25 protein-coding genes are annotated in these 26,738 nt (G+C 30.9%); 7 read left to right on the top strand and 18 right to left on the bottom strand.

Annotated features, from left to right (window positions below):
• Positions 1-633 carry a Dph6-related ATP pyrophosphatase gene (locus XJ44_RS04840; protein ID WP_075665884.1) on the top strand — a complete coding sequence of 211 codons (633 nt, stop codon included), beginning with the start codon at positions 1-3 and terminating at the stop codon, positions 631-633.
• A 20-nt stretch (positions 634-653) separates the two neighbouring features.
• Here the strand turns inward: XJ44_RS04840 and guaA are convergent, their stop codons facing one another.
• The 3 genes from guaA to XJ44_RS04825 are packed head-to-tail and all read right to left on the bottom strand — an operon-like array spanning position 654 to position 4,490.
• Entirely contained in the window at positions 654-2,195 is a 1,542-nt protein-coding gene (guaA, locus tag XJ44_RS04835) for a glutamine-hydrolyzing GMP synthase (RefSeq protein WP_077198255.1), read from the bottom strand.
• 24 nt (positions 2,196-2,219) lie between these two features.
• Positions 2,220-2,759, bottom strand: a complete 540-nt coding sequence (locus tag XJ44_RS04830; protein ID WP_233119519.1) for a LemA family protein — start codon at positions 2,757-2,759, stop codon at positions 2,220-2,222.
• A 9-nt stretch (positions 2,760-2,768) separates the two neighbouring features.
• Positions 2,769-4,490: a DUF2207 domain-containing protein gene (locus XJ44_RS04825; protein ID WP_077198253.1), complete on the bottom strand. Its 1,722-nt coding sequence runs from the start codon at positions 4,488-4,490 to the stop codon at positions 2,769-2,771.
• A 113-nt stretch (positions 4,491-4,603) separates the two neighbouring features.
• Between XJ44_RS04825 and XJ44_RS04820 the strand changes: the two genes are divergently transcribed.
• The 4 genes from XJ44_RS04820 (at position 4,604) to XJ44_RS04805 (ending at position 9,211) form a co-directional block, all read left to right on the top strand.
• Complete coding sequence (locus XJ44_RS04820) at positions 4,604-5,875, top strand: HD domain-containing phosphohydrolase (protein ID WP_077198252.1); 1,272 nt, start codon at positions 4,604-4,606, stop codon at positions 5,873-5,875.
• 147 nt (positions 5,876-6,022) lie between these two features.
• Complete coding sequence (locus tag XJ44_RS04815; RefSeq protein ID WP_075665879.1) at positions 6,023-6,463, top strand: OsmC family protein; 441 nt, start codon at positions 6,023-6,025, stop codon at positions 6,461-6,463.
• Between the two features lie 405 nt (positions 6,464-6,868).
• Positions 6,869-7,414 (top strand): C40 family peptidase, encoded by a 546-nt coding sequence (locus XJ44_RS04810; RefSeq protein WP_075665878.1) that lies wholly within the window; start codon positions 6,869-6,871, stop codon positions 7,412-7,414.
• A 117-nt stretch (positions 7,415-7,531) separates the two neighbouring features.
• Positions 7,532-9,211 carry a methyl-accepting chemotaxis protein gene (locus XJ44_RS04805; protein ID WP_077198251.1) on the top strand — a complete coding sequence of 560 codons (1,680 nt, stop codon included), beginning with the start codon at positions 7,532-7,534 and terminating at the stop codon, positions 9,209-9,211.
• A 40-nt stretch (positions 9,212-9,251) separates the two neighbouring features.
• Here the strand turns inward: XJ44_RS04805 and XJ44_RS04800 are convergent, their stop codons facing one another.
• The 5 genes from XJ44_RS04800 to XJ44_RS04780 all read right to left on the bottom strand — a co-directional run bounded on the left by XJ44_RS04800 (position 9,252) and on the right by XJ44_RS04780 (position 14,604).
• Positions 9,252-9,704, bottom strand: a complete 453-nt coding sequence (locus XJ44_RS04800; RefSeq protein ID WP_077198250.1) for a hypothetical protein — start codon at positions 9,702-9,704, stop codon at positions 9,252-9,254.
• Positions 9,701-10,276, bottom strand: coding sequence for a hypothetical protein (locus tag XJ44_RS04795; protein ID WP_158071830.1), 576 nt, complete (start codon positions 10,274-10,276; stop codon positions 9,701-9,703). The genes XJ44_RS04800 and XJ44_RS04795 overlap by 4 nt, the downstream gene beginning before the upstream one ends.
• A 55-nt stretch (positions 10,277-10,331) precedes the next feature.
• Entirely contained in the window at positions 10,332-10,532 is a 201-nt protein-coding gene (locus XJ44_RS04790; RefSeq protein ID WP_075665874.1) for a helix-turn-helix transcriptional regulator, read from the bottom strand.
• A gap of 88 nt (positions 10,533-10,620) precedes the next feature.
• On the bottom strand, positions 10,621-12,933 hold the full coding sequence (locus XJ44_RS04785; RefSeq protein ID WP_077198248.1) for a homocysteine S-methyltransferase family protein: 2,313 nt from the start codon (positions 12,931-12,933) through the stop codon (positions 10,621-10,623).
• Positions 12,934-13,005: 72 nt separating this feature from the next.
• Positions 13,006-14,604 carry a methyl-accepting chemotaxis protein gene (locus XJ44_RS04780; RefSeq protein ID WP_233119518.1) on the bottom strand — a complete coding sequence of 533 codons (1,599 nt, stop codon included), beginning with the start codon at positions 14,602-14,604 and terminating at the stop codon, positions 13,006-13,008.
• 226 nt (positions 14,605-14,830) lie between these two features.
• Here XJ44_RS04780 and XJ44_RS04775 point away from each other — a divergent pair, with 226 nt between their 5' ends.
• Positions 14,831-16,150, top strand: a complete 1,320-nt coding sequence (locus XJ44_RS04775; RefSeq protein WP_077198247.1) for a hypothetical protein — start codon at positions 14,831-14,833, stop codon at positions 16,148-16,150.
• 79 nt (positions 16,151-16,229) lie between these two features.
• Positions 16,230-18,668 (top strand): alpha-amylase family glycosyl hydrolase, encoded by a 2,439-nt coding sequence (locus XJ44_RS04770; protein ID WP_077198246.1) that lies wholly within the window; start codon positions 16,230-16,232, stop codon positions 18,666-18,668.
• A gap of 32 nt (positions 18,669-18,700) precedes the next feature.
• Here XJ44_RS04770 and XJ44_RS04765 read toward each other — a convergent pair whose 3' ends face one another.
• From XJ44_RS04765 to XJ44_RS04720, 10 genes are all read right to left on the bottom strand, one after another.
• Positions 18,701-19,174, bottom strand: coding sequence for a peroxiredoxin (locus XJ44_RS04765; protein WP_077198245.1), 474 nt, complete (start codon positions 19,172-19,174; stop codon positions 18,701-18,703).
• Between the two features lie 10 nt (positions 19,175-19,184).
• Positions 19,185-20,675: a hypothetical protein gene (locus XJ44_RS04760; protein WP_077198244.1), complete on the bottom strand. Its 1,491-nt coding sequence runs from the start codon at positions 20,673-20,675 to the stop codon at positions 19,185-19,187.
• Between the two features lie 12 nt (positions 20,676-20,687).
• Complete coding sequence (locus tag XJ44_RS04755; protein WP_077198243.1) at positions 20,688-21,431, bottom strand: ABC transporter ATP-binding protein; 744 nt, start codon at positions 21,429-21,431, stop codon at positions 20,688-20,690.
• Complete coding sequence (locus XJ44_RS09205; protein ID WP_158071829.1) at positions 21,406-21,705, bottom strand: hypothetical protein; 300 nt, start codon at positions 21,703-21,705, stop codon at positions 21,406-21,408. Before XJ44_RS09205 ends, XJ44_RS04755 begins: the two co-directional genes overlap by 26 nt.
• 323 nt (positions 21,706-22,028) lie before the next feature.
• Positions 22,029-22,580 (bottom strand): ArsR/SmtB family transcription factor, encoded by a 552-nt coding sequence (locus XJ44_RS04745; protein WP_233119517.1) that lies wholly within the window; start codon positions 22,578-22,580, stop codon positions 22,029-22,031.
• Between the two features lie 28 nt (positions 22,581-22,608).
• Positions 22,609-22,905 carry a hypothetical protein gene (locus XJ44_RS04740; RefSeq protein WP_077198241.1) on the bottom strand — a complete coding sequence of 99 codons (297 nt, stop codon included), beginning with the start codon at positions 22,903-22,905 and terminating at the stop codon, positions 22,609-22,611.
• Entirely contained in the window at positions 22,905-24,161 is a 1,257-nt protein-coding gene (gene hisS / locus XJ44_RS04735; protein ID WP_075665864.1) for a histidine--tRNA ligase, read from the bottom strand. Before hisS ends, XJ44_RS04740 begins: the two co-directional genes overlap by 1 nt.
• Positions 24,146-24,823 (bottom strand): tetratricopeptide repeat protein, encoded by a 678-nt coding sequence (locus XJ44_RS04730; RefSeq protein WP_233119516.1) that lies wholly within the window; start codon positions 24,821-24,823, stop codon positions 24,146-24,148. Before XJ44_RS04730 ends, hisS begins: the two co-directional genes overlap by 16 nt.
• Positions 24,813-25,643 (bottom strand): HAD family hydrolase, encoded by an 831-nt coding sequence (locus tag XJ44_RS04725; RefSeq protein WP_233119515.1) that lies wholly within the window; start codon positions 25,641-25,643, stop codon positions 24,813-24,815. The genes XJ44_RS04730 and XJ44_RS04725 overlap by 11 nt, the downstream gene beginning before the upstream one ends.
• Entirely contained in the window at positions 25,640-26,719 is a 1,080-nt protein-coding gene (locus tag XJ44_RS04720; RefSeq protein ID WP_077198238.1) for a glucose-1-phosphate thymidylyltransferase, read from the bottom strand. The genes XJ44_RS04725 and XJ44_RS04720 overlap by 4 nt, the downstream gene beginning before the upstream one ends.
• Positions 26,720-26,738: the final 19 nt, after the last annotated feature.

Below are 26,738 nucleotides of genomic sequence, written 5' to 3'. Positions count from 1 at the left end.
ATGGGAAAAGTATTTTGTTCATGGAGTGGAGGAAAAGATTCCACACTTGCCTTGTACTACGGTCTTAAAAAATTTACAACGATTGATTATCTATTTACAATGTTATCAGAAGATAAGATTCATTCAAGGGCCCACGGCCTACCAAAACACATATTGGAACAACAAGCAAAAAGCTTGGGGTTACCACTTATAACTAAAAGTAGTAGCTGGGAAAACTATGAAAAAAACTTTCTTAAATTCCTAGAAGAATACGCATACAGTGGTATTGGAATATTTGGAGATATTGATTTACAAGCACACTTAGATTGGGTAAAAAACGTATGTTCAAAGAAAAACGTAAAAGTATTTGAACCCCTTTGGCAACGTAAAAGAAAAGACATAGTTAAAGAGTTTCTCTTGCTTGGATTCAAAGCAAAAATAATATCCATCAAAAAAGAACTCAAAAATTTTCTAGGTAGAGACTTGTCATTAGATTTAATAGAAGAATTTGAAAAAATGGGAATAGATGTATGTGGTGAAAATGGAGAATACCACACCTTTGTATATGATGGACCTATCTTTAAATTTCCAATTAAATTTAAAGTAAAGTCCACTATCGAAAAATCTGGTAAATTCATACTTGAAATAGTATAACACCCCAGCGGGGTGTTATACTACTCCCATTCTATAGTTGCAGGTGGTTTTGAGGTAATATCGTAAACTACTCTATTTACTCCTTCAACCTCATTTATTATTCTTTTTGCAACTTTATTTAAAAATTCATGTGGTAGTTTTGACCAATCTGCAGTCATACCATCAAAACTATTTACCGCCCTTAATGCTATTACATTTTCATACGTTCTATAATCTCCCATAACCCCTACAGATTTTATGGGAAGAAATACGGCAAATGCCTGCCAAACTTTCTCATACAAACCATTTTTCTTCAATTCTTCTATAAATATGTAATCTGCTTGTTGTAGTATTTCAACAGATCTTTTTGTGATTTTTCCTACTATTCTTACGGCAAGTCCTGGTCCAGGGAATGGATGTCTATTAATCATATCATCTGGTAAACCCAATATCTTTCCCAATTTTCTTACTTCGTCTTTGAAAAGATACCTCAAAGGTTCTATTATTTTAAAAGGTAATTTCTCAGGGAGCCCCCCTACATTGTGATGTGTCTTTATCTTTGCCGCAGATTTTCTTTCGCTTACTTTACTTTCAATAATATCGGGGTATAACGTCCCTTGTGCCAAATATTTAATATTTCCATGCTCTTTAAGTAGATTCATAGAAGTTTCATAAAAAATATCTATGAAAGTATGACCAATTATCTTTCTTTTTTCTTCAGGATCTTCCACTCCTTCCAAAGCACTCAAAAACCTTTCTTTTGCATCTACAACGAATATCTCTATTCCTAAATTTCTAAATTTTTCTTCCACCTCTTCTCTTTCATTTAACCTCAAAAGTCCCGTATCAACAAAAATTGGAATGGAATTTTTCCCAATTGCTTTATGCAAAAGCATTGCAACTACAGATGAATCTACTCCACCAGACAAACCAAGTATAACTTTATCATTTCCCACAATTTGTCTTATTTCTCTTATCTTATCTTTTACAAAGTCACTCATCTGCCAATTTTTAGGCATCTTTGCTATTTTTGAGACAAAATTTTCCAAAATTTTACTTCCAAATTGCGTATGTGTCACTTCCGGGTGAAATTGCACCCCATAAATAGTTCCCTCTTTGTTTCTCACAGCGGCAAAAGGTGAATTTTCACTTTCACCAATGACGTAGAAACCTTCTGGAAGTTTTTCAACTCTATCTGAGTGACTCATCCAAACATCAAACTTTTCGGGTAATTCTTCAAATAAAGGATCTTTTTTCACCTTTAAAAATGCATGCCCAAATTCCCTTTTTTCTGATTTTTCCACCTTTCCTCCAAACTTGTAAACTAATGCCTGAAGGCCATAACAAATCCCCAATATGGGCACTTTCAAATTTAAAATAAAATCTGGAACATAAGGTGCATCTTTTTCATATACACTCGATGGTCCACCGGAAAGTATAACAGAAGAAGGATTCAAAGATTTTATTTCTTCTTCTGTTGCATCCCAAGGCAAAAGTTCTGCATAATAACCTTTTTCCCTGATTCTTCTGACAATAAGTTGTGTGTACTGTGAACCATAATCTAAAACAACTACCGTTTTCAAAAGGACACCCCCCACACTCTTTTTTTAAATATCTACATTTGGAACTTCCCTTTCCACTTCTTCAATTTTAAAAAATGATGCTTCTTTAAAATTAAACATCTTTGCAACTATATTTGTTGGAAAGACTGAGATTCTTGTGTTGTATTTCATAACTATATCGTTGTAAAATTGCCTTGCATATGCTATTTTATCCTCTGTTTTTTTTAGTTCCTCCATTAATTGCTTTACATTTTCATTTGCCTTTAACTCGGGATAATTTTCCACAAGTGCAAAAAGTCTTGATAGAAGACCTGTAATTTCATTCTCACTTTTTATCTTTTCATTCATATCTTCGCTAGAAATAGCAGCGGCTCTAGCTTTCATAACTTTTTCCAACGTCTCCTGTTCAAATTTCATATACCCCTTTACAGAATTGACAAGATTTGGTATCAAATCGTGTCTCCTTTTTAATTGTACATCGATTTGACTCCAGGCATTTTCCACTAACTTTTTCAATTTAACTAAATCGTTGTATAACACAACAATAAATGCAACAATCAAAATTACCCAAATCAAAATCTCCACCTCCATTTTTTAAAATGCTCCGCCGCCTCCGCCACCGGAGCCACCACCTACACCTCCTGCTCCACCACTAAACGTATTAGACGAAGATGCTGAAACGGCACTCGTTGCAACTGTAGACATAACCACAAATTGTCTACCAAAGCCCATATACGGATAATAGTATAACCGACTTTCTTCAAATTCCTTTGGTGCCACTTTTTTCAAATGTTTTTCTACTTTGTCTGCTATACCAAGTGCTGTTGCATAAACTAAATAATCTTCCCACAAAATAACTGATTCTGGCGGATACATGGAAAGTGCTGAATAATCTTCCAAAAATTTCATAAAATTGATCCACTTTAGATAATATTCCCTACCTTCTTTAGACCAACTTCCAAAAACATCTCTAGGCAATATAAAGGTAATACCACCTGCTAAAAACAACAACCCTGAAAAAATAAATTGATAGAGAAAGTTTTGCTTAAAAAACACAAGAAAGTAAAGAAAAGAAGCTATAACGGAAGTGATCCCTATTACGTATGAAATATATGTTCCCTTCACCGAAAGGTAATTTCTCGACCTTGCTTCATCCAAAACAAGTGTTTTATATACCTTAAAATCGTCCAAAAATTCTTTTGCAAGTTTTTTGTCTCTTGATAGAGCTTTTTTTAAATCAGAAAATGAAAATATTCCATCTCTGGAATATTTTTTCAAAAATTGATAAAAATACCCCTCTGTTGAGTTTAAATTACCTTCTTTTTCCAAAACTTCAATATATCCTTTCTTATCAAGATTTAAAAATCCTTTTCTGTATAAATCCATGATAACTGCGTTAATTCCATTTTCATCTATTTTTCCTAGTTGATTGATAACTATTGCATTTACTATATCGGGTGTATCTGGATACGGTATTTCCCTTTCATATACACCTTGATACGACACTTTCTTTTCTTTTCCAAAAAAATTAAATACCAAAAATAACAAAACAACCACCACTGCAAAAGTTATAGGCGGTAAAAATATCGAAAATACATATTTTTTTGTAAAATCATTTTCAATTTCTTCCGCCGACTTTAAAGTTAACATAGGATTTTCATACTGGTATTTAACGGGAATTTTCTCCATCAAAAATCGGGCTTCTAAAAACGTATTAGGAGGGATATTTTTGGCACTAAATATATATTCATTTCCTTTTTTTTGTACATTTAATTTGGGATGTGAATAAACTTTTAAGAGTCTTACATTTTTCGGAAAGATAAATCGTGCTACTAAATTTTCTACAGGTGAATTCCAATCTTCTCCCCAAAATTTCCTAAATACTTGAGAAACATCTTTTCCTTTTTCGTACACATATTTTGCATCGTATTTGACATGCAAAACTACACGTTTCATTTTCTCAGGTGAAATAGGTGCTTTTGAAATCCAAACCCTTGCTTTAAATCCCTTTGAATTTTTTTCTAAAAATTCTACCCATTCACCTTCAAAATTTTCAATCCAAAGCTTTACATTTTCTATATTTACCGCCCTACTCTGAGGTACTTCTCTATACACTCCCCTAAATGGTTCTTTCATCTCAAAGGTTATTATTTCATGTACGTGAAATACCCCATCTTTATCCATTTTTTGCTCTATATTTGCAAATTCTATTTTATACATTCCACTAAAAAACCATTTAGCATATCCACTTACCAAAAAAACAAAAACAAAATACCCAAAGATTAATGCAACCACACCAAAAATTATCCTCTTCATGTAATCCCCCCCTTTTGTCAATTATACATTAAAAAAATACAATGGGAAAGTCTTTTAATTACATTAGAAACGATTCTCATTACATGTTATAATATTGTTTAGGAGGATGGCAAATGAGATTTACGTTAAAAAACTTTATTCTTCTTTTTAAAGAAATAGGTTATAACGAATATAGAGATTTTGTATTACACTCAATACATGTTGCAAAGTTTTCTTATCTTCTTGCAAAGGAACTTGGAATACCAAATTATGATGATGTTTTCATCGTTGGTCTTTTTCATGACATAGGATTTATCACACTAAACGAATTATTAAAATTAATAAACTCGTTAAATTATGGAGATCTCACAAAAATAGAACATTTAGAAAACATAGATACACATCCAAAAATTTCATATTACCTAATTAAAAACATTACATTTCTTGAAAAAGACGCAGTTGAAGCAGTAAAATATCATCACAGCGAATTTTCTGATAAAACTAAAGAAAGATTTATAGGTAGTATTATTAAATTATCTGATATTATTTCTTGGTACTTTTTCAAAATTAAAAACTTTGAAGATTACGCTGAAGTTATTCCTAGTCTATGGCAAAAAATTGAAAAGATAAAAATGCCTGAAAACATCAAGAAAGTTTCCCTAAATATACTTAAAAATTACAAGATAATTGACAAATTAGTAGATAATAAACTGCATTTTGAAACATTTAAAGATTTTTCAGTAAATCTATCGTTAAGAGAAAGCATAAATTTTACCAAAATAATAGCATTACTCCAAGAAATAAGAAGTCCAACAACAAAAGATCATGTCTTCTTTGTTTCAAAAGTTTCTCAAAAATTAGGTGAATACATTTTGGGAAAAGCAGACGGTATGATTTTAAAAATGGGTGGTTATTTACATGATCTTGGTAAATTAAAAACCCCCCTTAAAATCTTGCACAAGCCTGGTCCTTTGTCAGAAATAGAACAACTAATCATGAAAAAACACATCATTGATACCATTGATATGCTAAATAATTCCAATTTTGAAAATTTAGCCATATTATGTGGGGCTCACCATGAAAGATTGGACGGCTCAGGCTATCCTTTTGGATTAACCGATGAATATTTAAATGTCTACAACCGGATAATAGCTATAGCAGATTATTATTCTGCATTGGTTGAACCTAGACCATATAGAGAGGCTTTACCATACAAAAAAGCACTTTTGATTTTAAAAAAGGAAGTTGATAATGGTAAACTTGATAACAAAATCTTCTATAACCTTAAAAACCTTGCTGAATCCGATGAAAGTTTGCAAAAAATTTCTTACATAGATGTCTTGGAAGATATTTTTGGGGATAATTTAAAAAATATTTTTAGTATAACTAAAAAGTTTTTCGATTAATCTGGATAAAAATTATATTGTTACTACTGCTTGTGATTTTTTTAACAACAATTCAATATATATATTTATTAACTGCAACAAAAAAATTACTATTCATTCATTTCTTCACTATAGATAAGTATTATAATCAATACAGGAGGTGATAATATGGCATTTGTAAAATTTGGAGTTTCAGCAGAAAGTGAAAATTTTACCAAAACACTAGTAACTGCAAGGAATTTTAAAATGACAATTGATGAACCTGAAAACCTTGGGGGAAAAGATGAAGGTCCAAATCCCGTTGAGTATCTTCTAGCAGCTTTTGCAGGCTGTTTAAATGTTGTAGGTCATTTGGTTGCAAAAGAAATGGGCTTTGAATTAAAAAAAATAAAAATAGATATCGAAGGAGATTTAAATCCAAATAAATTTTTAGGAAAACCTTCAGAAGATAGAACGGGATTTACCCAAATTAATGTTTCTCTTTCCCTTGAAACAAACGCTTCAGAAGAAACATTAAATGAATGGTTAAAAAAAGTCGAGCAAAGATGCCCTGTTTCAGACAACTTAGCAAATCCTACACCCATAAAGTTTTCATTAAGTAAATTTTAAGTGCATAACGTAAGAAATAACCTGGGTAATATAACATACGCCCAGGTTTTTTGTTATTCGTTATATGTTATATACATGTTATACTTCTAATTCCCTTAAAATTCAAACACTTTAACTATTTTAGATGAAAATCTATAAATTAAAGAGCAAAAAATAGCAAATTTATATTTCTTTAGAAAACTTCCGATAATGAAATAAACGTTTACTTAATTAAAAGTGTATTTTCTTATCAAAAAAGCACTTACAACGTTATGTTTGTATCCTATCTATAGGAATTCGATTTTTTTGATGTTTAGTTTTTTCAATTTTAGTTTCTCCACCACATATGTGTAAATGGTAAAATAAAAATGGTAGCCTTCCAATAGAAGAAAAAATCAAATAACAATAAGGAGATAGTGAAAAATAATGGAAAATTACTTTGTGCTTGGATTAGTGTTAGGCTTAATTTTTGGAATATTTCTAGCAAATCACATACCACAAAATTTCCATCAAGTTCCAATTACAAATGCCGACAAAGAAAAATGGTTTAAAACTTTACCTTCATTAGAAGGAATACCATATCATTGGGGTGGGCAAAATCCTAAAAATGGATTTGATTGTTCTGGATTAATTGTTTATCTTTATAATCAACTTGGTGTCAAACACTTTGTCTATCAGGGAAAACTTGTATATGACGTTAGCGCAGATGCCTTGTTTAAATACAACGTCATATTAGAAGATGCAAGCAGCGCCAAACAGGGAGATTTAATCTTTTTCGATGTAAATGGTGATAGCATCATGGATCACGTTGCAATACTTGATAAAATTGACAAAAACGGAAAAGTATGGATTTGGGATGCTACAGACATTGTTGACGGAATTAACATAAATAAAGTTTCTCATAGAGTTCTTTCCAATATATGGAATAAAAATCCTATTTTTGGAAAACCTTTAAAAGTGATTTTTAAATAAAAAATAATAAAACATGTTTACGTGTATAAATTCACGTCAAATTTGTTTGAATCATACGTTAAATTCACGCAAAAAATATGTTAAAATATATTCAGAATAATTAAAAGGAGGGATTATATGAGGCAACATATAATACTAAAGCTAATAGTTCCAATGATTATTTTGGCATTTCTAATCCTTACAATCTTTATAAGTACTCATGTAATAACAAATTCTCAAAAATTTGACTCTTTAATTGTTAATTTGGCAGGAAGGCAAAGAATGTTAACACAAAAAATATCCAAAGAATCTTTAATAATCTCGCACGGTGACATGAGTTACAAAGAAAAACTCTCAAAGACTATGAAACTTTTCGAAACAACTTTATACGCATTAAAAGATGGAGGAAAAACATATACAGATCTTGCCATGAAAAATCCCGTAGAAATCCCACCTGCAGGAACCAACGAAATCAAAAACCAATTAATTGTTGTAGAAAAACTTTTCTTACCATTCAAAAACGCAATTCAAAAAGTTATAAACAGTAACGGAAAAGATAAAGATGCAATTAAATACATAATAGACAACAACGAAAAACTTCTTTCTGAAATGAACACCGCAGTTTCTCTGTTTCAAAAATTTGCCGAACGAAAAGTTTCTTGGATGAAACAGATACAAATTTGGTTAACTATATTAGGCTTTTCCATTGTTGCACTCTTCATTTTCATCTATTTAAACACCATTTACAAACCTCTAAAACATCTCCTTAAAACACTTAAACAACTTGAATCAGGAGAAGCTGATCTTACAAAACAGATACCAGTTGTTACAAATGATGAATTGGGAAAAATTGCCAAAAGCTTCAATGCTTTTATTGAAATTGTTAAGAACATAGCAACATCAATTATTAAAAATACAAAAGAAGTATCCTCTTCCGTAAATAATCTAAAAGAATTTCTCAATAATGTAGGAGTTAAATCAGAAAATATCATGAAAGTAACAGATATATTCACAAACAACCTTCAAGAAATTGAAGAAAGTGTAGGTCAAATAGACTCTGATGTTCAGGAAGTTGCAAATTCCGCTGTATCTGTTGCTGAAACTGCAACAGAATTATCCTACAACATGAACGAAATCCTAGATGAAGCAAAAAATGGAATGGAAATCATTGACGAAATAAACAAAGATATAGAAGTAGTTAGCTTTGAATCAAATGAAATGCTAGAAAAATCTGAAATTCTCGAAAAATCTGCAAATGCGGTAAGTGATATATTGGGAGTTATAAGCGGAATAGCAGAACAAACAAACCTTTTAGCACTTAATGCGGCAATTGAAGCGGCAAGAGCAGGTGAAGCTGGAAAGGGATTTGCAGTAGTTGCCGATGAAATTAGAAATCTTGCCGAAGAAGCTAAAAAATCCACACAGGAAATTTCCATAAAACTTGGAAATATTAAGGAAGAATCAAAAGAAACAGCTGATTCAAGCCGCAAAATGGTAGCATCTATAAATGAAATAATTGAAAAGATGAAAAAGATGAACGAAAAATTTATCGTTATAAGAAAAAACGTAGAAAATACTTCAAGAAAGTCCGAAGATCTCGCCGCGGTATCTCAAGAACAAAGTGCATCTGCTGAAGAAATGGCAAGTAATATTAAAGAGATATCAAAACTAATAGATGAAATAACACAAAATATGATAGAAATTAATCAAACAATCAACGAACAAGGTGAAGAAATTATTTCTGCAAAAGATAAAGCCAATGATATTTCAGAAATTGTACAAAAACTTAAAAAAAGTGTGGAAGGTTTTAAAGTTTAAAATCAAAAATGAGGGGAATTCCCCCTCATTTTTATTTTTTTCAAAACTCATATTCGCATTCTAATATAGGTATAGGCCTACTAACCTTATTTGCCGCACTTATTGGCAATGAAATATTTTCAGATAACAAAAAATTAATTTTTCCATTATTAAAAGGTATCCCATAGCCTATCCCAGCACCAAAGAGATATAACTGCTTTTGTTGATACGGAAACACAACTATCGTTCGAAAATTAGCTTTTATAAAAAATTGTTTAAAAGGAAAGTATGATATACTAACTTTCGGTGATAATAAAAAATCGTAAAATTCATTCTTTTTATCTTCTACAAACGTCATTCCTATCGAACAACCAATAGATATTTCTTCCAAATTATACTTTACTTCAAAATAAGGAAAAACAGTACCAGTAATCACAACTCCGAGTATATAACTAAATCCATTTGCCAAAATCACTCCACTAAAAAACAACAGCAATAATATATATCTTTTCATATTTTCTCCTCCTTTCTCACAGACTGAACACTCAAAAATAACAAAACAGTTCCAAGTAAAGAATATACAAGTACTTTCCCTACATTTAAAGTACCTCTAAAGATATAAAAACTAAATACTAAAAAATATCCAAAGAACATTACACCGCCAACCAATCTGTAGTATATTGAAACCCATGTAGAAATTAATATTAACAAAGGCACAACACACTCAAACAAACTCTCTTTTGTAAAACCATGAGATAACAGTATAAAAATTGATAACATTATAAACAGTGTATATCCGGTAACTTTTATCACTCTTTTTCTTCTATAAAAATATCCTATATACAATAGGCTTCTCAAAAGTAAAGGAAACAATATGTAAAAATAATAAATATCCCTTGTTGGAAATAATCCCAACAACAAAAATGTCACAGACATACAAATAACAATATATAACACAATATTAGACGTTTTATACCTTACCAACCTTTCAAATTCATCAACCTCTTTAGAAAACATATCTTTATATAACTCAAAAAATATAGGTAAAAGATAAAAAATAGAAAACCATCTGTTAATTGAAATCATAAATGTGATTATAAAGAGCAATACTATTTCAAAAAAAGACAAAATTTTTCTAATTTTAATCACCTTCTTCTAAAATAAATACCTCTTCAACTTGACAATTAAACACTCTAGCTATTTTCAACGCAAGTAATACCGATGGCACATATTTTCCTCTTTCTATATAATTTATAGTTTGCCTTGAAACTCCTACTTTTTTTGCAAGTTCTTCTTGGGTTATATTATTTAAAGCCCTAAAAAACTTTATCTTATTTTTCATTACACTTTACCTCCAATAATTATTGTAAAATATATTTTACATTTTGTCAAGTACAATTGACAAAAACAACTTGTTGGTACAATGCTTTTTAAAGTTTTTCATTTATTATATCCTTTATTTTATTTAAGGCATCTATTGCATTTTTTCCATAAATAACTCCAAACTCTTTTGCTATCTCCTCGTTCATAGAAGCTCCTCCTGCAATTATTGGGATATTAATTTTCTCTTTTTCAAGTAATTCTTTTACTTCTTTTATCTTTTCAATTGTAGTAGTCATCATAGTGGAAAGCCCCAATATATCAGGTGTGTATTCTTTAACCTTTTTCAAAATAACATCTGACGGTACATTTTCGCCTAAATCTATTACATGAAACCCCACACTCTTTAAAACAACTTTAACTATCTTTTTTCCCATATCATGTACATCTCCCTCAACAGTTGCAAGTAATACCGTCTTTCCTTTCTCCTCATTTGGAATCAAACTATTTAAATAATCAAAAATAGGAACAATCGTTTCCATAGATATCATAAATTGCGGTAAAAAAATTTTTCCATTTGAATATAAATCACCTATACGCGTTATTGCTTTTGATAATATATCTTGCATTATTTGAAAAGGTGTATATGTTTTAAGAAGTTTATCTATTTCTTTCCTTAAACCTTCTTCATCATTTTTTAAAATCATCTCTACTATGGGATCCTCTTTTATTTCTAATTTTTCAAGTTTTATTCCTCTTAAAAAAAGATTGCCATATACCACGTTCATAGTACATGATTCAGATGTGTTTAATATTGCCGCATTTAAGCCTCTTTCCATTGCAAGTGAAAGAAAAGCAGAATTAACCGCTTCTCTCTTAAAAATACCAAAACTTAAATTAGAAAGTCCTATACTTGTCATTATTCCCTTTTTAGATAAAAGTTTTATTGTCTTTAATGTAATATTTGGGTTGTTTCCTGTACTTAGTGGCAACACTAACGGATCTACAAAAATTCTTTCTTTTGGAATACCATTTTTTTCCAAATAAGATATAGCTTCCAAAGAAATATTAAACCTTTCTTCTGCACTTTGCGGAATTTTATCTTTCATTGCAAGAAGAATTAACATCCCACCATATCTTTTTAAAAGATATATTGCCTTATCTAAACTTTTTAAATCTGCTTTAGCCGAATTTACAATAGGTCTTCCCACATATTCTTTTAGTGCAACTTTCATAAACTCAAATTCTTGTATATCCAAAGACAACGGTAGAGCCCCTATTTTATCAAGAATAAGTACCACCTTTTTAAAGTGGTCTCTACTTAAGAGTTTTTCAATTCCAAAGTTAACATCTAAAACATGTGCACCATCTTGCTCTTGAAGTCTAGCAAGTTTTACAACCCTTTCAAAATTTTTCACTTTTATATTTTCTTGAAATTTTTTCCTTCCAAAAGCATTAATTTTTTCACCTATAACTAAAAAGGGGGATACTTTCCTCAACCTTGTTCTATTTGAAACATACTGTGACAACACCATTTTTCTTTTCTTTGGACTTTTCCTTCCAACAAAATTTATCATGTACCTTATATGCTCAGGCGATGTTCCACAACACCCACCTACAATATTTGCACCAAACTCAACAAATTCCACCATATAACGTGCAAATTCTTCAGGGGTCACTTGGTAAATCAACTCTTTATTTTTTAATCTTGGCTTTCCTGCATTTGGCTCAACACTTAAAGGTTTCTGCGAAAAACTTGCAAGTTTTTTAAAAACAAAAAGCAATTTTACCGGATCTAATGTACAATTTACTCCAATCACATCTACATCTAAATCGTTTAAAAGTGTTGCAAATATCTCAACACTCGTCCCCGTAATTGAAACACCATTTTCCTCAAAACTCATCTGTGCAATTATTGGCACATCATTAGAAAGGTCTCTTAGGGCAAACACAGCTGCTTTCAATTCCTTTAAATCGGTCATAGTTTCAATTATAAATCCATCTACACCGGAGTTTAAAAGTATTTCTCCCTGCTCTTTAAAAACACTGTAGACTTCATCAAAGGTTGTTTTTCCAAAAGGCTCTATTAACACCCCAGTAGATGAAATATCACCTAAGACATATACATTGTCTCCCGCAGCTTTTTTTGCTATTTTCACTGCACTGTGATTTATATCTCTTAAATCATATCTGACACCTAAAGATTTTAATTTAAACCTATTTGCACTAAATGTATTTGTAAGAAGAAAATCAACACCTGCTTCTACATATGACTTTTGAAGGTCATATATCTTTTCTTGAGAAACTATATTCAAAATTTCCACAGGCCCTTTAAAGCCCTTTTTAAAAAATTCCGTGCCATATGCTCCATCAAGAAATAAAACTCTTTGATTCAAAAGTTCTAAAAAACTATTTCTATTCAAAATGGCTACCATCCCCCTTATTTAAAACTATTCTACCACCCAAAAAACAGGGAAGGTAAAACCTTCCCTGTATTACAATTTGAAGTATTCAATTTTTCTTTGAAGATGTTGCGCAATCGATGCTAATGACTGTATCGACGCACTCATTTCTTCTACTGCACCATTTGATTCTTGCAACGCGGCATTTGCATCTTCAGTTACTTCTGCGGTAGTACTTAACAGTGTATTTAATCTAGTAACTGCAGCTGACATCTCTTCTATACCTGTACTTTGTTCTTGTGTATTAGATGCAACAATTTCAACTTTTTCACGTACTTCTTTCAACATCTCTTTTATACTTTCAAATATATGCATTATTTTTTCTGAAGATACGGCAACATCATTTATAGAATGTGTTGTTTTTTCAACAAAATCAGAAGAATTTACTATTCCCGTACTTATACTCTCTAATATCTGAACAATCTGTTGTGTTGCATTTTTGCTCTCTTCCGCAAGTTTTCTTATCTCATCTGCAACTATTGCAAAGCCTTTACCCGCTTCACCGGCACGTGCAGCCTCTATTGCAGCATTTAATGCAAGTAAATTTGTCTGCTCTGATATAGCATTTATTGTGTTTACTATAGTATTTATATTGCCCGCCATTTGTAGTAGTTTTTCTAAACTTCTTTTTGTTATATCGCTAAGCTCCTTTGTATTTTTTATTTTATCTACAATTTCGCTTACTTTTTTTGTACTTTTATCTGATAAATTATGCAATTCATTTGTTTTTTCAAGCATATCCTGTGCTGCTTTTGCGTTGACATCTGCAGATGCTGCAAATTCCTCAATACTTGCAGTTATTTCCTGAAGAGCTGCAGAATTATCTTGAGCTTCCTTACTTAACTTATCAATACCCTCAGAAACACTATTTAAGTTCGTAGATATTTCTTCTGACACAGCTGATAACTCTTCACTATTTGCACTCAACTCACTAGATGAATTATTTATTCCCTCTATAACATCAAATAACTTTTCCCTTAGCTTTTCAACAGATTGAGCCATACGTCCTATTTCATCTTTACTCTTTATTTTTTCTATTTCAACATTTAAAACACCATTACTTAAATTTTCAACAAGCACAGATGCTTTTTTTAAAGGAGTTATCAAACCCCTTGTTATTAACAAAACAATTATTATAACTATACTACCTACAACCACTAAAACAAAAATTGTACTTAGAATTAAATTCTTCATCGCATTTGATGTATTCTCTTTTAGTAAATCCACTAGCTCAAGTAGTAATTTTCGAACTTGAAACTGAATGTGCACAAAGTTTTGAAAAGTTTCTTGATCAATATTTTGGATATCTATATTTTTAACACTTTCTATCAATTTTTTTAATGATATAATACTACTTTCAAAAAGCTCTCTTTGCCTATTATTAAAATTTTCTCTCACTTTTTCCATTTCTTCTAATTTTCTTTCAAAATGTTCTATAGTATCTTTTAATAAGTTAAAATCTTTAGTTTGCACCGCTACAAGAAAATCATTTTCGTAAATTCCAAGCTCAACTATTTGACTATTAACAGTAAAGGTAACTTTTTCTCTCATGTAAATCTTATCCACGTTAAACCAAAATATAAATCCAAATATAACCATACCAGCAAAAACAACGCCCACAATGAAAAACATCTTGGATGATATACTTCTAATAAAAATCCCTCCTTTAAATTTTAAGACATTCAAACAAATTCTGTAAATTATTATAAACATCTAATTTATATCATTTCAACTCATATTTACGTTAATATCCTTTTAAACAATTTATACAAAATCAAAATTTAAATCAAAAAGATGAAAGTTTAATATAAAAATGTTATAATTTAGAAGGTGTCTAAAGTCAAAGGAGGTGGTACATATGAAAAAATTTCTAGTTATAATATCTTTATTATTCATATTATTTGGATGTGTTAACTTCAACGAAATTCCAACAAATTCAGAAATTTCAAATTTATCGAGTGATGAAACATCCTACATTGCTTCCGTGGTCATTGACGATGAAACCCAAAACTTTATTGCAGAGCTTTCAGAAATCATTGCCCCAAAATCAACAACAGAAATGCATACCTTTTCAACTGAAGAAGAGCAAATGGAAGACATAATAGAGAACATATTAGAACTTATTGAAGAACATCCGAATTTGATCGAAAAATTTAAGAAGATATTAGAAACAACAAATAAAATTAGAGAAAAAGAGGACAGATTAGATTTCAAAGTCGTGTTTAAAAAAGAGGCAAGGGAAAAGATTTTGAATGCATTTAACATTGAAACAGACAAAGAAATAGCTATGGATTACAGAGATGTCGTTATACTACACACCTTTACAACATACATTGTAAAAACATATGAAAAAAGAGAAAGGATAAGAAATTATGTAAAAAGTGTTAAAAATGCAAAAACGGGAAAAATTGATACATTTTTGACATCCCAAGCAAGTAACCTTATCTTAAATACTTCATTTGCAGAACCAAACACACAGGAATTTTGGACAACGCTAAAAGATTTGGGATATCAACTTTCCGAAATATCAGAAGATAAAGACATCCTTGATATGAAAGATTTATTTACAGAAACACCGTTTAAAGTTCCAGGGATAAAAGAGGAAATAAAAATTGTTAAAACTATATTAGACAGTGCTATTGAGCTATACAATTTTGAAAAAGCAAAGACCAACGAAAAGGGTTGGACCAATTGGTACAGTTTTTTTGAACTTTTTGCATTAAAATTTGGCGCAACGGAAGACTCTGATATACGCATTGGAAAAGAACTAGATGAAAAAATAGATACGGAAAACACAGACATAAAAATAAATGGAACACAGATTAATAATAAGGCATATATTGACATATTAAAAGAACTAAATCATTCGCTAGATTCAAAACTTGTAATAGAAGCAAGTCAAACCACATTTTCTGCAACACTTACAATAGATTTCAAAAATCTACCTGATCCAATTGATTTAAGGGATAACAACCTTGGAATCAAAAAAAGCTTCTTTGACAGTCTTTTGGAACAAAAAATATGGAACTACTGGGGAACAGAAGAATCTTTATATATATTACTAAATTCACTATTAAATAATACAACATTTACAACTTTCGACGGCGAAAATATACAAATAACAATCAAAGGGTTAAATAACGCTTTGAAAATAGATGCAATATTAAAGCTACAGTAACAAATTCCAAACTCCCCTTCAATTCGAAGGGGAGTTTTGTTATAATTATTTGGAACCGATACCACAAAGGAGGGTTTATATGAAAAAAGTTATCTTTTCTGTTTTGATAGTACTACTTCTTCTTTTTTCGTGTACCACTCCCTTAAAAATGTCTTTGAGTATATCATTAAAAGGGGCAATAGAAAGTGCTCCGAAGATCTCCGCGCAAAGTTTTGAAAAAGACGTAAAAATAGAAAAATACACACTAAAGATATTCCAAGGCTCAAAATTAGTGTTAAAAAGGGATCTAAAGGACTCTCTTTTTACAAACCTAGAAGGACTTACCCCGGGTAAATACAAAATAAGGATAGAGGGATACAACAAAACCCTTGTAGCTTACGGTGAAAAAGAAACCACCCTTTCATACGGTGAAAACAAAATAACTATACAAACCATTTTCACAAACGGCACTTTGGTTATTACTTTAAAGGCAAAAGGTACAGAAATCAAAGAATCGACAATTAAAGGTACATTAACTGCATCGCCTGTACATAACTTTATAGAAAACAACATATCTTTTGAAAAAGAGGTTTATCCGGGGGTCTGGGAAATAAGTATTAATGCAACTACAACTCAAGAAAAAAACGTAAAAATTAACACCATAGCTCAAGTATTTCCCGCATCAAAAACCACATTAAATTTTGAAATAAAAGAAGAAAATATAGTTCTAGAACCTATTCTTCCATACCTTGAAGAAATAAAAGATGCAACAGCAGAAATAACAAATAACGGCATTAAACTTTCTTGGAAATACACCATTCCAGCAACCTTTTACATATACAAAGGTTCAAATGAACTTGACATAGACTTTCTTGGGAAAACAACAAACACAGAATTTGTCGATACAAATCCAACAAAAGAAAAATACATCTATTACATAAATGCCATCTATGATGGAAAGGAAAGTGGTCTAACAAAAATAGACGCAAAAGAATTACTTAATGAAATATTCTCTTCAAATATTATGTACCTTTTGTTTGTAAGATCATTCTTTGATGGAAATAACGATGGAATAGGTGACCTACAGGGAATAACACGAAAAATAGATTACCTAAAAAAACTTGGAATAAGCACCATATGGCTTATGCCTATATTTAAATCTACATCATACCACGGATATGATGTGGTAGATTACTACAAAATAAACCCAGAATATGGTAATATTAATGATTTTATCGAACTTTTAAAGAAAGCACATGAAAATAATATAAAAATAATACTTGATATTCCACTAAATCACTCTTCAGACAAAAACCCATGGTTTTTAGATGCCATAGAAAATACGACAAACTCAAAGTATTGGAACTATTATATTATGAGTCTTGAAGAAAAGAATCTTCCCCACTGGCATTACAAAGTAAATTCAAAGGGTAAAAAAATTTATTACTTTGGAATCTTTGGGCCGTCCATGCCAGATTTTAACCTTGATAATCCAGAAGTCAAAGAATTACACAGGGATATTTTAAATTACTGGATTTTACAAGGTGTAGATGGGTTTAGATTTGACGCCGTAAAACATTTCTATGGAAATGATTGGGATGATGGGATAGAAAAATCCACCGAGTACTCCAAAGAACTTGCAAGGTATGTAAAATCGATAAAAGAAGATATAATTGTTGTAGGTGAAGCATACGATGGAAATATAGATATCTTAAAAAAATTTGCACCTATGCCCGTCTTTGATTTTAATTTTATGTTTAACACAAGGGAAAATTACGAAGGCAAAGACAACTTAATTTCCACCTGGTACAAAGACGTAGACTACGAAGGGATCTTTCCAAATTATTTTCCGTTTTTAGATAACCATGACCTTAATAGATTTATCTCAGTTCTATGCGATGAAAAATATCATAATAATTCATATGGAACTTCACAATATGCAGTTTTAAATACTTTATTGGTATTTTTAGAAGGTCTTCCAACTATATATTACGGTAATGAAATAGGACTTAAAGGTTTTAAATGGAATGGACCTGTGTATGATGAACCTGTTAGAGAACCCATGCAGTGGTATGCTTCACAATCTGGCGAAGGACAAACAAATTGGACTAAAAAAATATATCAATTAAAAAACATAACATTTGGAAATGCAAATTTAGATGGAGCTATATACGATGATCCATACGATGGCGTTTCGGTGGAAGAAGAAGAAAATGAAAAATCCTTACTAAATTATTTCAAAACTATATTCAATCTAAAAAAAGACTACTATGCACTTTCGCATGGAAATGTAAATATCGAAAAAAATTGGAAAAACCTTATTGTACTGAAAAAGTCGTATTTCAACCAAGAAGCCTTAGTACTTATCAACCCCGATCCCATTTATCAAAACAAATTTACAATTCCAAAGGGATATACCCGCATACTATACGCCGATTTAAATAATTTTACATGGGATACACAAAAGACATACATTGACGCAGACGTTGAATATACAATTAATCCAAGACAAGTTTACATCTTCATACTCAACCATTGACAATTAAAAAAGTGCGCAAATGCGCACTTTTTTTATCTTTCAATTAATTCTCTTAACTTTTCAAGTACCTCTTTTGCATGTCCTTTTGCCTTTACTTTCTCCCACACATATGCTATTTTTCCATCTGGATCAACTAATACAGTAGTTCTTACAACCCCGTAATACTCTCTTCCGTACATCTTTTTCAACTGCCAAACTCCCAACTTTTCCAGTACAGCTTTATTTTCATCACTTAAAAGCTTTACTTTTAAGTTATGTTTTGCTATGAATTTTTTGTGACTTTCAACTTTATCTGGACTTACACCTATTACTTCTGCATTTAATTTTTTGAATTCGTCTATAAGCTCTGAAAATTCCAATGCTTCTGTTGTGCAACCTTTGGTATTATCCTTTGGATAAAAATACAAAACAACCCATTTTCCCTTTGGAAGTTTTACTTTCTTACCTTCAAGATTTGTAAACTCTACATCTAAGATGTCACCTATGTCAAATTTAAAATACTTCATATCTATCACCTCACAATTTTTGATAGATAAGCTTTTTTAATCTTTTAATATACACAAATGAAAGTAATACACTAAACACAATTGAAGATATAAATATCAAATATAACCACCACGGTGCATTTTCACTTCTAATTATAACAAAATATGGCATAATAATTCCAAAAGCCAGACCCATAGTTATTGTTTCTATTATAAAAGTTGCGGAAACTGTAAATATCCTATTCATATTATTTGACTTAACGTTAGGTGATTTTATAGCATAATATGCTCCCAAAACTCCGCTCATAAAGAATAAAATTAAAGAAAATATAAGTATTAAAAAGATAAAAACACTAAAAGGTGCAAAAAATAAAGAAATAAAAAACACCAATAAAAGTATGAGAAAATTTAATCCTAAAGGAAGTACAATTTTTGGCATCATAAGTGTTGAAAAACGTATGGGATACATTGAACTAACCTCTATTTTTGATACCTCAGAAAACGTTAATATGCCTGTTTCAAGCGCAATATAAAATGTAAAAATTGGAATAGTATAAAATATTGAATGTAAAAAATCGCTTCTGTTTATAAACATCATAAATATCCCAAAACCCAATGGATAAAGTATAAAATACAAAAACTGTTCATATCTTAAAGCAGCCTTCATATCTTTTTTGAAAACCGCTTTTATTGGAGAACCTGCACTAGATATTTTATACCCCCTCTTTCTCTTTGACTGAACAGGTTCAAACCCAACTTTCCTAGATATACCAACAAATGAAAATGTAAGCAAAACGGTAGAAACAAGTGAATAAAAAAATGTTTTTTCAGAAATAAAACTCCACGCAAGGAAATTGTATTCTTTTGAGGAAAAAATAAACAATTTTGCCATATTTTGAAGTTTTGAAACATCTACATCCATCATTGCAATTACAAAAAAGTAGAAAAACATAGATAAAAGTAACACTATCATGTAAAACCTTCTTGTGAAAGATTTTGAAGTTTTTCCACCTATCAATACAGCAACTACAGAAGAAAAAACAATCAAAAAGAAAATATGTAAAATTATCTGCAAAATTCCCAATAATATATTCTGCTTTACGGATATAATGTAAGATAGGGAAACAAACACAAAAAATGAAAGAGTATATAACTGCGACAATGTTGCAGAAAATATTTGAAAAGCAGTTAACACAGTCCTTGAAATAGGCATAGTTAGTAATAATTCCATTTCATCGTTTCTTGAAAGTGAATACATGGCAAGCCCGATAAATCCCACCACAAAAAACAAAGAAAGTATGGAATTCCACATTAAAAACATATACTTTGCAGCCATTTGATCTACTTTGTACAATTCCACAAAGATTTTTTTTGAAAAGAAAAATACCATTACTCCTAATGGAATAGCACCCATCATATATGCCAACAATTGCCTGAGAAAATTACCTTTAACCGATGATTTTTTCTTCCCGTATAAATGGGGATTACTCAGATATTTGAGTAATATAACAAATTCTCTCACATAACCACCCCCTTAAAGTGAATCCACAATATTTTTTATATCTTCTTCTTGTGCAGTTAACTCCAAAAAGAGGTCTTCAAGCGATTTGTTTTCTCCTTGTTTTAAAGTTTCAATATCCCCCTGTGCTATTATCTCTCCTTTATTTATAATAGCTATTTCATCACACATCTTCTCTGCTATCTCTAATATATGAGTTGTTAGAAAAATTGTAACTCCTTGATTTGCATATTTTCTCAAAAGCTCTTTTAAAATCTTTGCACTCTTTGCATCTAATCCCACAGTTGGTTCATCTAAAAATATAACCTCTGGTTTTCTCATTAAAACACTTATCACCATTAATTTTTGTTTCATACCATGCGACATATCGGAAATTTGCTTGTCAAGATAATCAACCCCAAATGCCTCGGATAGTTCTTCTATCCTCTTTTTAACTTCCTTAGTATTTTGCCTGTAAATGTCCATTATAAACTCTAGATATTCATATCCCCTCAAATGATCGTAAATTCTAGGTTCATCTGGTACAACTCCTATTCTTCTTTTTATCTCTAATTCATGTGTTTTCATATCAAGCCCCAAAATTTCCACTTTACCACTTGTAGGTCTTAAAGACCCAGTTAACATGCGAATTGTTGTTGTTTTTCCCGCACCATTTGGACCCAAAAATCCAAAAATTTTTCCCTTTTCAATATACAAATCAATACCATTTACCGCAACAAAATTCCCAAATTTTCTAGTTAACTTTTCCGCTTTTATCATCCAACCACCCCCTAATGACTTTCGACATTTTTTCACAAAATTCGTATAGATTTGGCTCACCTAACGCTCTATGAGTATTTCTCGTTATTCTAAACACCATTTTATCATTCAAAACATTAACTATTATTCCCCTTCCATTTATTATTACTCTTTTCCCAAAATCACCAAAAATCACCACGGGCTTTCTAGAATAACCACCTTTTTTACATCTATTTGCTATATTTTCAGCCTCACTTGAAACGTAAATCCAATTGTACATTGGTATTAACTTCATACGAATAAATTGAATTAAAACAAAAAAGGATGAAACCCAAATGTATTTAGGAAACAGAAAACAGATAATAATTGCCAAATTTAGAATAAAACTAACAAATGTTATTCTATACGTAAAAAAGTAAAATATGTTAAATACTAATCCAAATACAATTACAAAGTAAAAAACATAAGAAGGAAAATTAACACTTAAAAAAAGGATTAAAATTAAAATAAAAAAATTCCAATAATCATATCTTAATAATTTGCTTTTCTCTCCATCAAAATATTTGAACAGCACATACCTTAAAATAAAATAAAAAATCACAAAAAACAATATTATATTCACTTTACCACCTCTACAATATCCATTAAAACAAGGTTATTAATTGCAAATAAAATATCAAATTCTGGAAAGTTTAACTTTTCAACAATTTTAGAAATTAAAATTCCCGTACTATCTATTGGAGGTACTAAAAATAACACCCTTCCTTCTACATCAGAAAGCTTTATAATTTTCCCATTTTTAACAACACCGTTTATAGTCTCTTTCTTTAAGTCATAGTTATACCTTGCCTTACTTTCTCTTTCACGTATCTTTTTTGATTTTAATTCAAAGACTTTTAAAATCTCGTCAAAATCTATTGTTACCTTACCGCCACAATATCTATATTTTTTTGAAGGTCTTCCTATTTTTCTTTCAACTTTTGAGGATACGATTCCAAATTTTTCCAATATCTCTAAATATCTTTGAACCGTAAACGTATGGAATCCCAATTCCTTTGCAATAGAACTTGGGTTTTTGTTGGAATGATCTTTCAAAAAATTTAAAACTTCAAAAAGCTGTGGTGAAGACAAAATTTTTAAAAGTTCATTCATTTTCTCACCTTTTTTCATTTCTATTGAAATTATAAATCATATGAAATTAAAAGTCAAGATTTTCAAAATAAAATACCTTCACTTTTATGTTATTTTCCATATCAAATTCGACAAATTTGATTTCATTTTCAATTTTCACTCCATTTTCTGATACATAAACATAAGATAATTGAGGATGTAGATTAGGTAGGGAAATTAGAAATAAATCCTCGGCATGAAGTTTGGAAAGTTCTATTTGTAAGATTTTATTGTACATCGCCCTTTGGCTTTCTATGGTAAAAAAAATAGCAGTTACAGCTATAAGTGTAACAACTATAGCTATAACTGCTTCGATATAACTCACTACTTTTCAATCCACTCTTTTGTGGTTCCAACTATGTAGTCTCTTTCTATCTCTATTTGCTCACCTGTTTCCATATTCCTTAAAATAACAATATTTCTCTCCAATTCATTCTCACCAACAATTATACAAAGTTTACACTTTAATCTTGCAGCATGTTTTAATTGCGCGCTCAATCCCCTTTCCATGGTGTTAAATACAACCGAAATATCACTATCTCTTAGTTCCTCAGATATCTTTATTGCTTCAACTCTTGCTCTTTCCCCAAGGTGAGCTACATACACTTCGTTATTTTTTACATCATCTACTGGTATATTTTCTTCCTTTATCGCTATTATTAATCTTTCAATCCCCATTGCAAATCCCAAAGATGGGGTTTTTGGACCACCTAATTCCTTTATCAGATTATCGTATCTACCCCCACCACCTACTGCACTTTGAGCTCCAAGTTTTCCGTGATGTATTTCAAATACCACTCTATTGTAGTAATCAAGACCTCTTACAAGTAATGGATCTTCTTCATATTTTATTTCCAAATCATCTAAAATCTCTTTAGTTTCAAGATAGTGACTTTTACAATCATCACATAAATAATCCGTTATCTTTGGTGCCCCTTTTACATATTCAACGTCTACTTTACAATCAAGAAGCCTTAATACATTTGTTTCATACCGTCTTTTGCAATCATCACAAACTTTATCCAACTTATTCTCATAATATTTCTTAAGCGCTTTTTTATATTCACCCCTACATTTCTCACAACCAATTGAATTTATCTTTATAGTATAATCTACTAATCCCAAATTTTTTAGAAATCGGTCTGCAAGCACAATAGCTTCTGCATCTGCAAGGGATGAAGGAGAACCTATAAGTTCTACCCCAAATTGATGAAATTGCCTCTGTCTTCCAGATTGTGGCCTTTCGTATCTAAACATAGGACCAATGTAGAATAACCTTTTTGGAAGACCTGTTGCCAACATCGAATTTTCAACAAATGCCCTTATAGTAGGTGCTGTTCCTTCCGGTCTAAGGGTAATACTCCTATTTCCCTTATCTTCAAATGTGTACATCTCCTTTTGTACAATATCTGTATCTTCCCCTACACCCCTTACAAAAAGTTCCGTCCTCTCAAATATAGGTGTTCTAATTTCGGAATATCCATACAACCTTGCCGTTTCCCTTGCAACGTCTTCTACAAAGTACCAATATTTCATATCCTCTCCATAAATATCATCTGTTCCTTTTACCCGCTTGTACACTTTCTTTCCACCTCCAACAACCTTTCACTTGCCTCTCTTTTTGCCTCTTCATTTATATAACTCCAAATTTCAAGCCCATTTAACTTCAATGCTTTCTCATACATCTCTTTTGCGCGTTTACAATCATGTACCTTTTCGTAATATTTTCCCAATTCAACATACGTATATATATGATTTTTATTCAGTTGCAGCGCTTTTAAGAGGTGATCCTTTGCAACATTTAAATCACCAAATGGTGTTTCAAGGTGAAGTATTCCATATAAAAGATGGGCAAGATATTGATCTTGCCCGTATTCCACGGCTTTTTTTGCAAAATCAAACACTTTTTTATAGTAAATCAACGCTAAAAAATAATTTTTTTGAACGTAGTGTCCATATACTAAAGCCGCTGCATAGTATACTTTCCAGTAGTTTGTCTCTAAAAGTGCATCTACGTATTTTTTTGCTAAATCTTGGTATCTTTTTACATCTCCATGTCCCCAAAAATACAAGTCGGTGTATGCTAGTATTACCTCACACTTAAAATCAATTTGGAGAGCATCATAATCTATTGAATTTAAAATCTTTAAAACCTCTTGTTGTTCTCGCTTTCCAACTGCAAGCTGTAAATCATATATAGTATACGAAAAAACATTCACAAGAAAAAAAACACTAAAGAACAAACTTTTCCACCGCAAAACCTACTCCTCCATCGTTATTAGAAAGCGTAATAAACTTTGCTACCTTCTTAACTTCTTCAACTGCATTTTCCATTGCAACTGGAAAACCCACTAATTTCATAATACCAATATCGTTATAATTATCACCTAAGAACATTGTTTCATTTTCCGAGACTTTAAAATAATTAAGCAAAAATCTTAACGCATTCTCTTTAGATGCCCCTTTGCCGAAAAATTCAAAAAACGCCCAACCATCCACCACGTTATTCTTTATAGCACTAAATTGACCTGTATATTTTTTACCAACAAATTCTATTATCCTTCTAATTTTTGCTTCATTTCCCATAAGTACTACTTCTGCAACTTTGTCTTTTGTTATAAATTTAATTACATCATCAACTTTTTTAATCCGCCAACTATTTTGTTCTAAATATTTTACATATCCACCTTTATGTTCTTTGTCCATATACATATCTTTTTCATCTAGAAAATCTGAAAAGAGAATGTAATCTACTTTCTCTTTTCTGGCATAATCTATTAATTCTTTTGCAATTTTAGATGGCAAGGGATATTCATACAATACTTTATTTTCAAATGGCATATAAATGAACGCCCCATTTTGAAATACAACTGGCACATCCAATCCCAACTCTTCCACATATCTTTTTGCAGAATAATAATTTCTTCCAGTTGCAATACTAATGTGAATTCCCTTCTCCATAGCCCTTTTTAACGCAATTATATTCCGCTCTGGTACGTGTTTTTCATCATTTAAAAGTGTTCCATCTAAATCCGTTAAGATAAGCTTAATCAAAAATATCACCTCACTATTTCCACTTTTCCCATGTCTCCAATTACAAACTTCATTGCCTTTGGTTTTCTTTCATTGTTAACAATTTGTACGTTTTTACCTATTAAAGAAGAATCTATGGGATATGGCAAGTTGAGCAATTTTACATGATCCATTAAAATACTATTTTCAAGTTCACAATTTTCAACTAAAACGTTATCCCCAATAGAGGTATAAGGACCAATATAGGAATCCTTAATAACACAATTTGCCCCTATAACAACAGGTCCCCTTATAGTAGAATTAATTATTTCACTATTTTCCCCAATATACACCCTACCTTGTATATCCGATAAAGTATCCATAATTCCTTTGTTTTCCAACTTGAAATGGTTATCATCCAATATCTTTCTATTTGCTTCTATCAAATCTTCGGGTTTTCCCGTATCTTTCCACCAACCATAGACAACATGTCCTTTTACATTGTATCCCTTCTCTATCAAATATCCTATTGCATCTGTAATTTCAAGTTCTCCTCTCCATGAAGGTTTTATGTTATCTATTCCTTCAAATATTGTACTCCTAAACAAATACATTCCAATAATTGCAAGATTTGAAATAGGGTCTTTTGGTTTTTCCACGACCTTTACTATCTTTTCTCCTTTTACAACTGCAACACCAAACCTTGAAGGATCTTTTACAGGAGAAAGTAATATAGAAGCTTTCAGTTCCTCTTCTTTTCTAAATTCATTTACAAATTTTGAGATATCATCTAATATAAGGTTATCACCCAAATACATTAAAAAATCGTCATTTCCAATAAAATCCCTTGCAATAGAGACGGCATGCGCTAGACCTTTTGGTTCATTTTGCAATATGTATTCTATACTTAACCCAAATTTTTCTCCATCTCCCAAAAAATTTTTAAAATCGTTTATGTTTTCATTGTTTACAATAAGACCAACTTGATCAATCCCAATACTCTTTATTTTTTCCAAGCTATAGTAAATAACCGGTTTATTTGCAATGGGAATAAGATGTTTGGCTATTGTAAAAGTTAAAGGTCTTAGTCTTGTACCCTTTCCAGCACAAAGTATAATCGCTTTCATTTTATCCCTCCTCAAATCA

It is taken from the genome of Thermosipho affectus (assembly GCF_001990485.1).
In the GTDB taxonomy this organism is placed as follows: Bacteria; Thermotogota; Thermotogae; order Thermotogales; family Fervidobacteriaceae; genus Thermosipho; species Thermosipho affectus.
This window is presented reverse-complemented; position numbering and strand designations above follow the sequence as displayed.

Bases quoted from the DNA above. Each gene is read 5' to 3' on its own strand.
- XJ44_RS04720 (WP_077198238.1), bottom strand. From the start codon at position 26,719: ATGAAAGCGATTATACTTTGTGCTGGAAAGGGTACAAGACTAAGACCT.
- XJ44_RS04825 (WP_077198253.1), bottom strand. From the start codon at position 4,490: ATGAAGAGGATAATTTTTGGTGTGGTTGCATTAATCTTTGGGTATTTT.
- XJ44_RS04810 (WP_075665878.1), top strand. From the start codon at position 6,869: ATGGAAAATTACTTTGTGCTTGGATTAGTGTTAGGCTTAATTTTTGGA.
- XJ44_RS04820 (WP_077198252.1), top strand. From the start codon at position 4,604: ATGAGATTTACGTTAAAAAACTTTATTCTTCTTTTTAAAGAAATAGGT.
- XJ44_RS04755 (WP_077198243.1), bottom strand. From the start codon at position 21,431: ATGATAAAAGCGGAAAAGTTAACTAGAAAATTTGGGAATTTTGTTGCG.
- XJ44_RS04805 (WP_077198251.1), top strand. From the start codon at position 7,532: ATGAGGCAACATATAATACTAAAGCTAATAGTTCCAATGATTATTTTG.
- XJ44_RS04815 (WP_075665879.1), top strand. From the start codon at position 6,023: ATGGCATTTGTAAAATTTGGAGTTTCAGCAGAAAGTGAAAATTTTACC.
- XJ44_RS04790 (WP_075665874.1), bottom strand. From the start codon at position 10,532: ATGAAAAATAAGATAAAGTTTTTTAGGGCTTTAAATAATATAACCCAA.
- XJ44_RS04800 (WP_077198250.1), bottom strand. From the start codon at position 9,704: ATGAAAAGATATATATTATTGCTGTTGTTTTTTAGTGGAGTGATTTTG.
- XJ44_RS09205 (WP_158071829.1), bottom strand. From the start codon at position 21,705: ATGAAGTTAATACCAATGTACAATTGGATTTACGTTTCAAGTGAGGCT.
- XJ44_RS04775 (WP_077198247.1), top strand. From the start codon at position 14,831: ATGAAAAAATTTCTAGTTATAATATCTTTATTATTCATATTATTTGGA.
- XJ44_RS04745 (WP_233119517.1), bottom strand. From the start codon at position 22,580: ATGAAAAAAGGTGAGAAAATGAATGAACTTTTAAAAATTTTGTCTTCA.
- XJ44_RS04795 (WP_158071830.1), bottom strand. From the start codon at position 10,276: ATGATTTCAATTAACAGATGGTTTTCTATTTTTTATCTTTTACCTATA.
- XJ44_RS04770 (WP_077198246.1), top strand. From the start codon at position 16,230: ATGAAAAAAGTTATCTTTTCTGTTTTGATAGTACTACTTCTTCTTTTT.
- XJ44_RS04765 (WP_077198245.1), bottom strand. From the start codon at position 19,174: ATGAAGTATTTTAAATTTGACATAGGTGACATCTTAGATGTAGAGTTT.
- XJ44_RS04840 (WP_075665884.1), top strand. From the start codon at position 1: ATGGGAAAAGTATTTTGTTCATGGAGTGGAGGAAAAGATTCCACACTT.
- XJ44_RS04780 (WP_233119518.1), bottom strand. From the start codon at position 14,604: ATGTTTTTCATTGTGGGCGTTGTTTTTGCTGGTATGGTTATATTTGGA.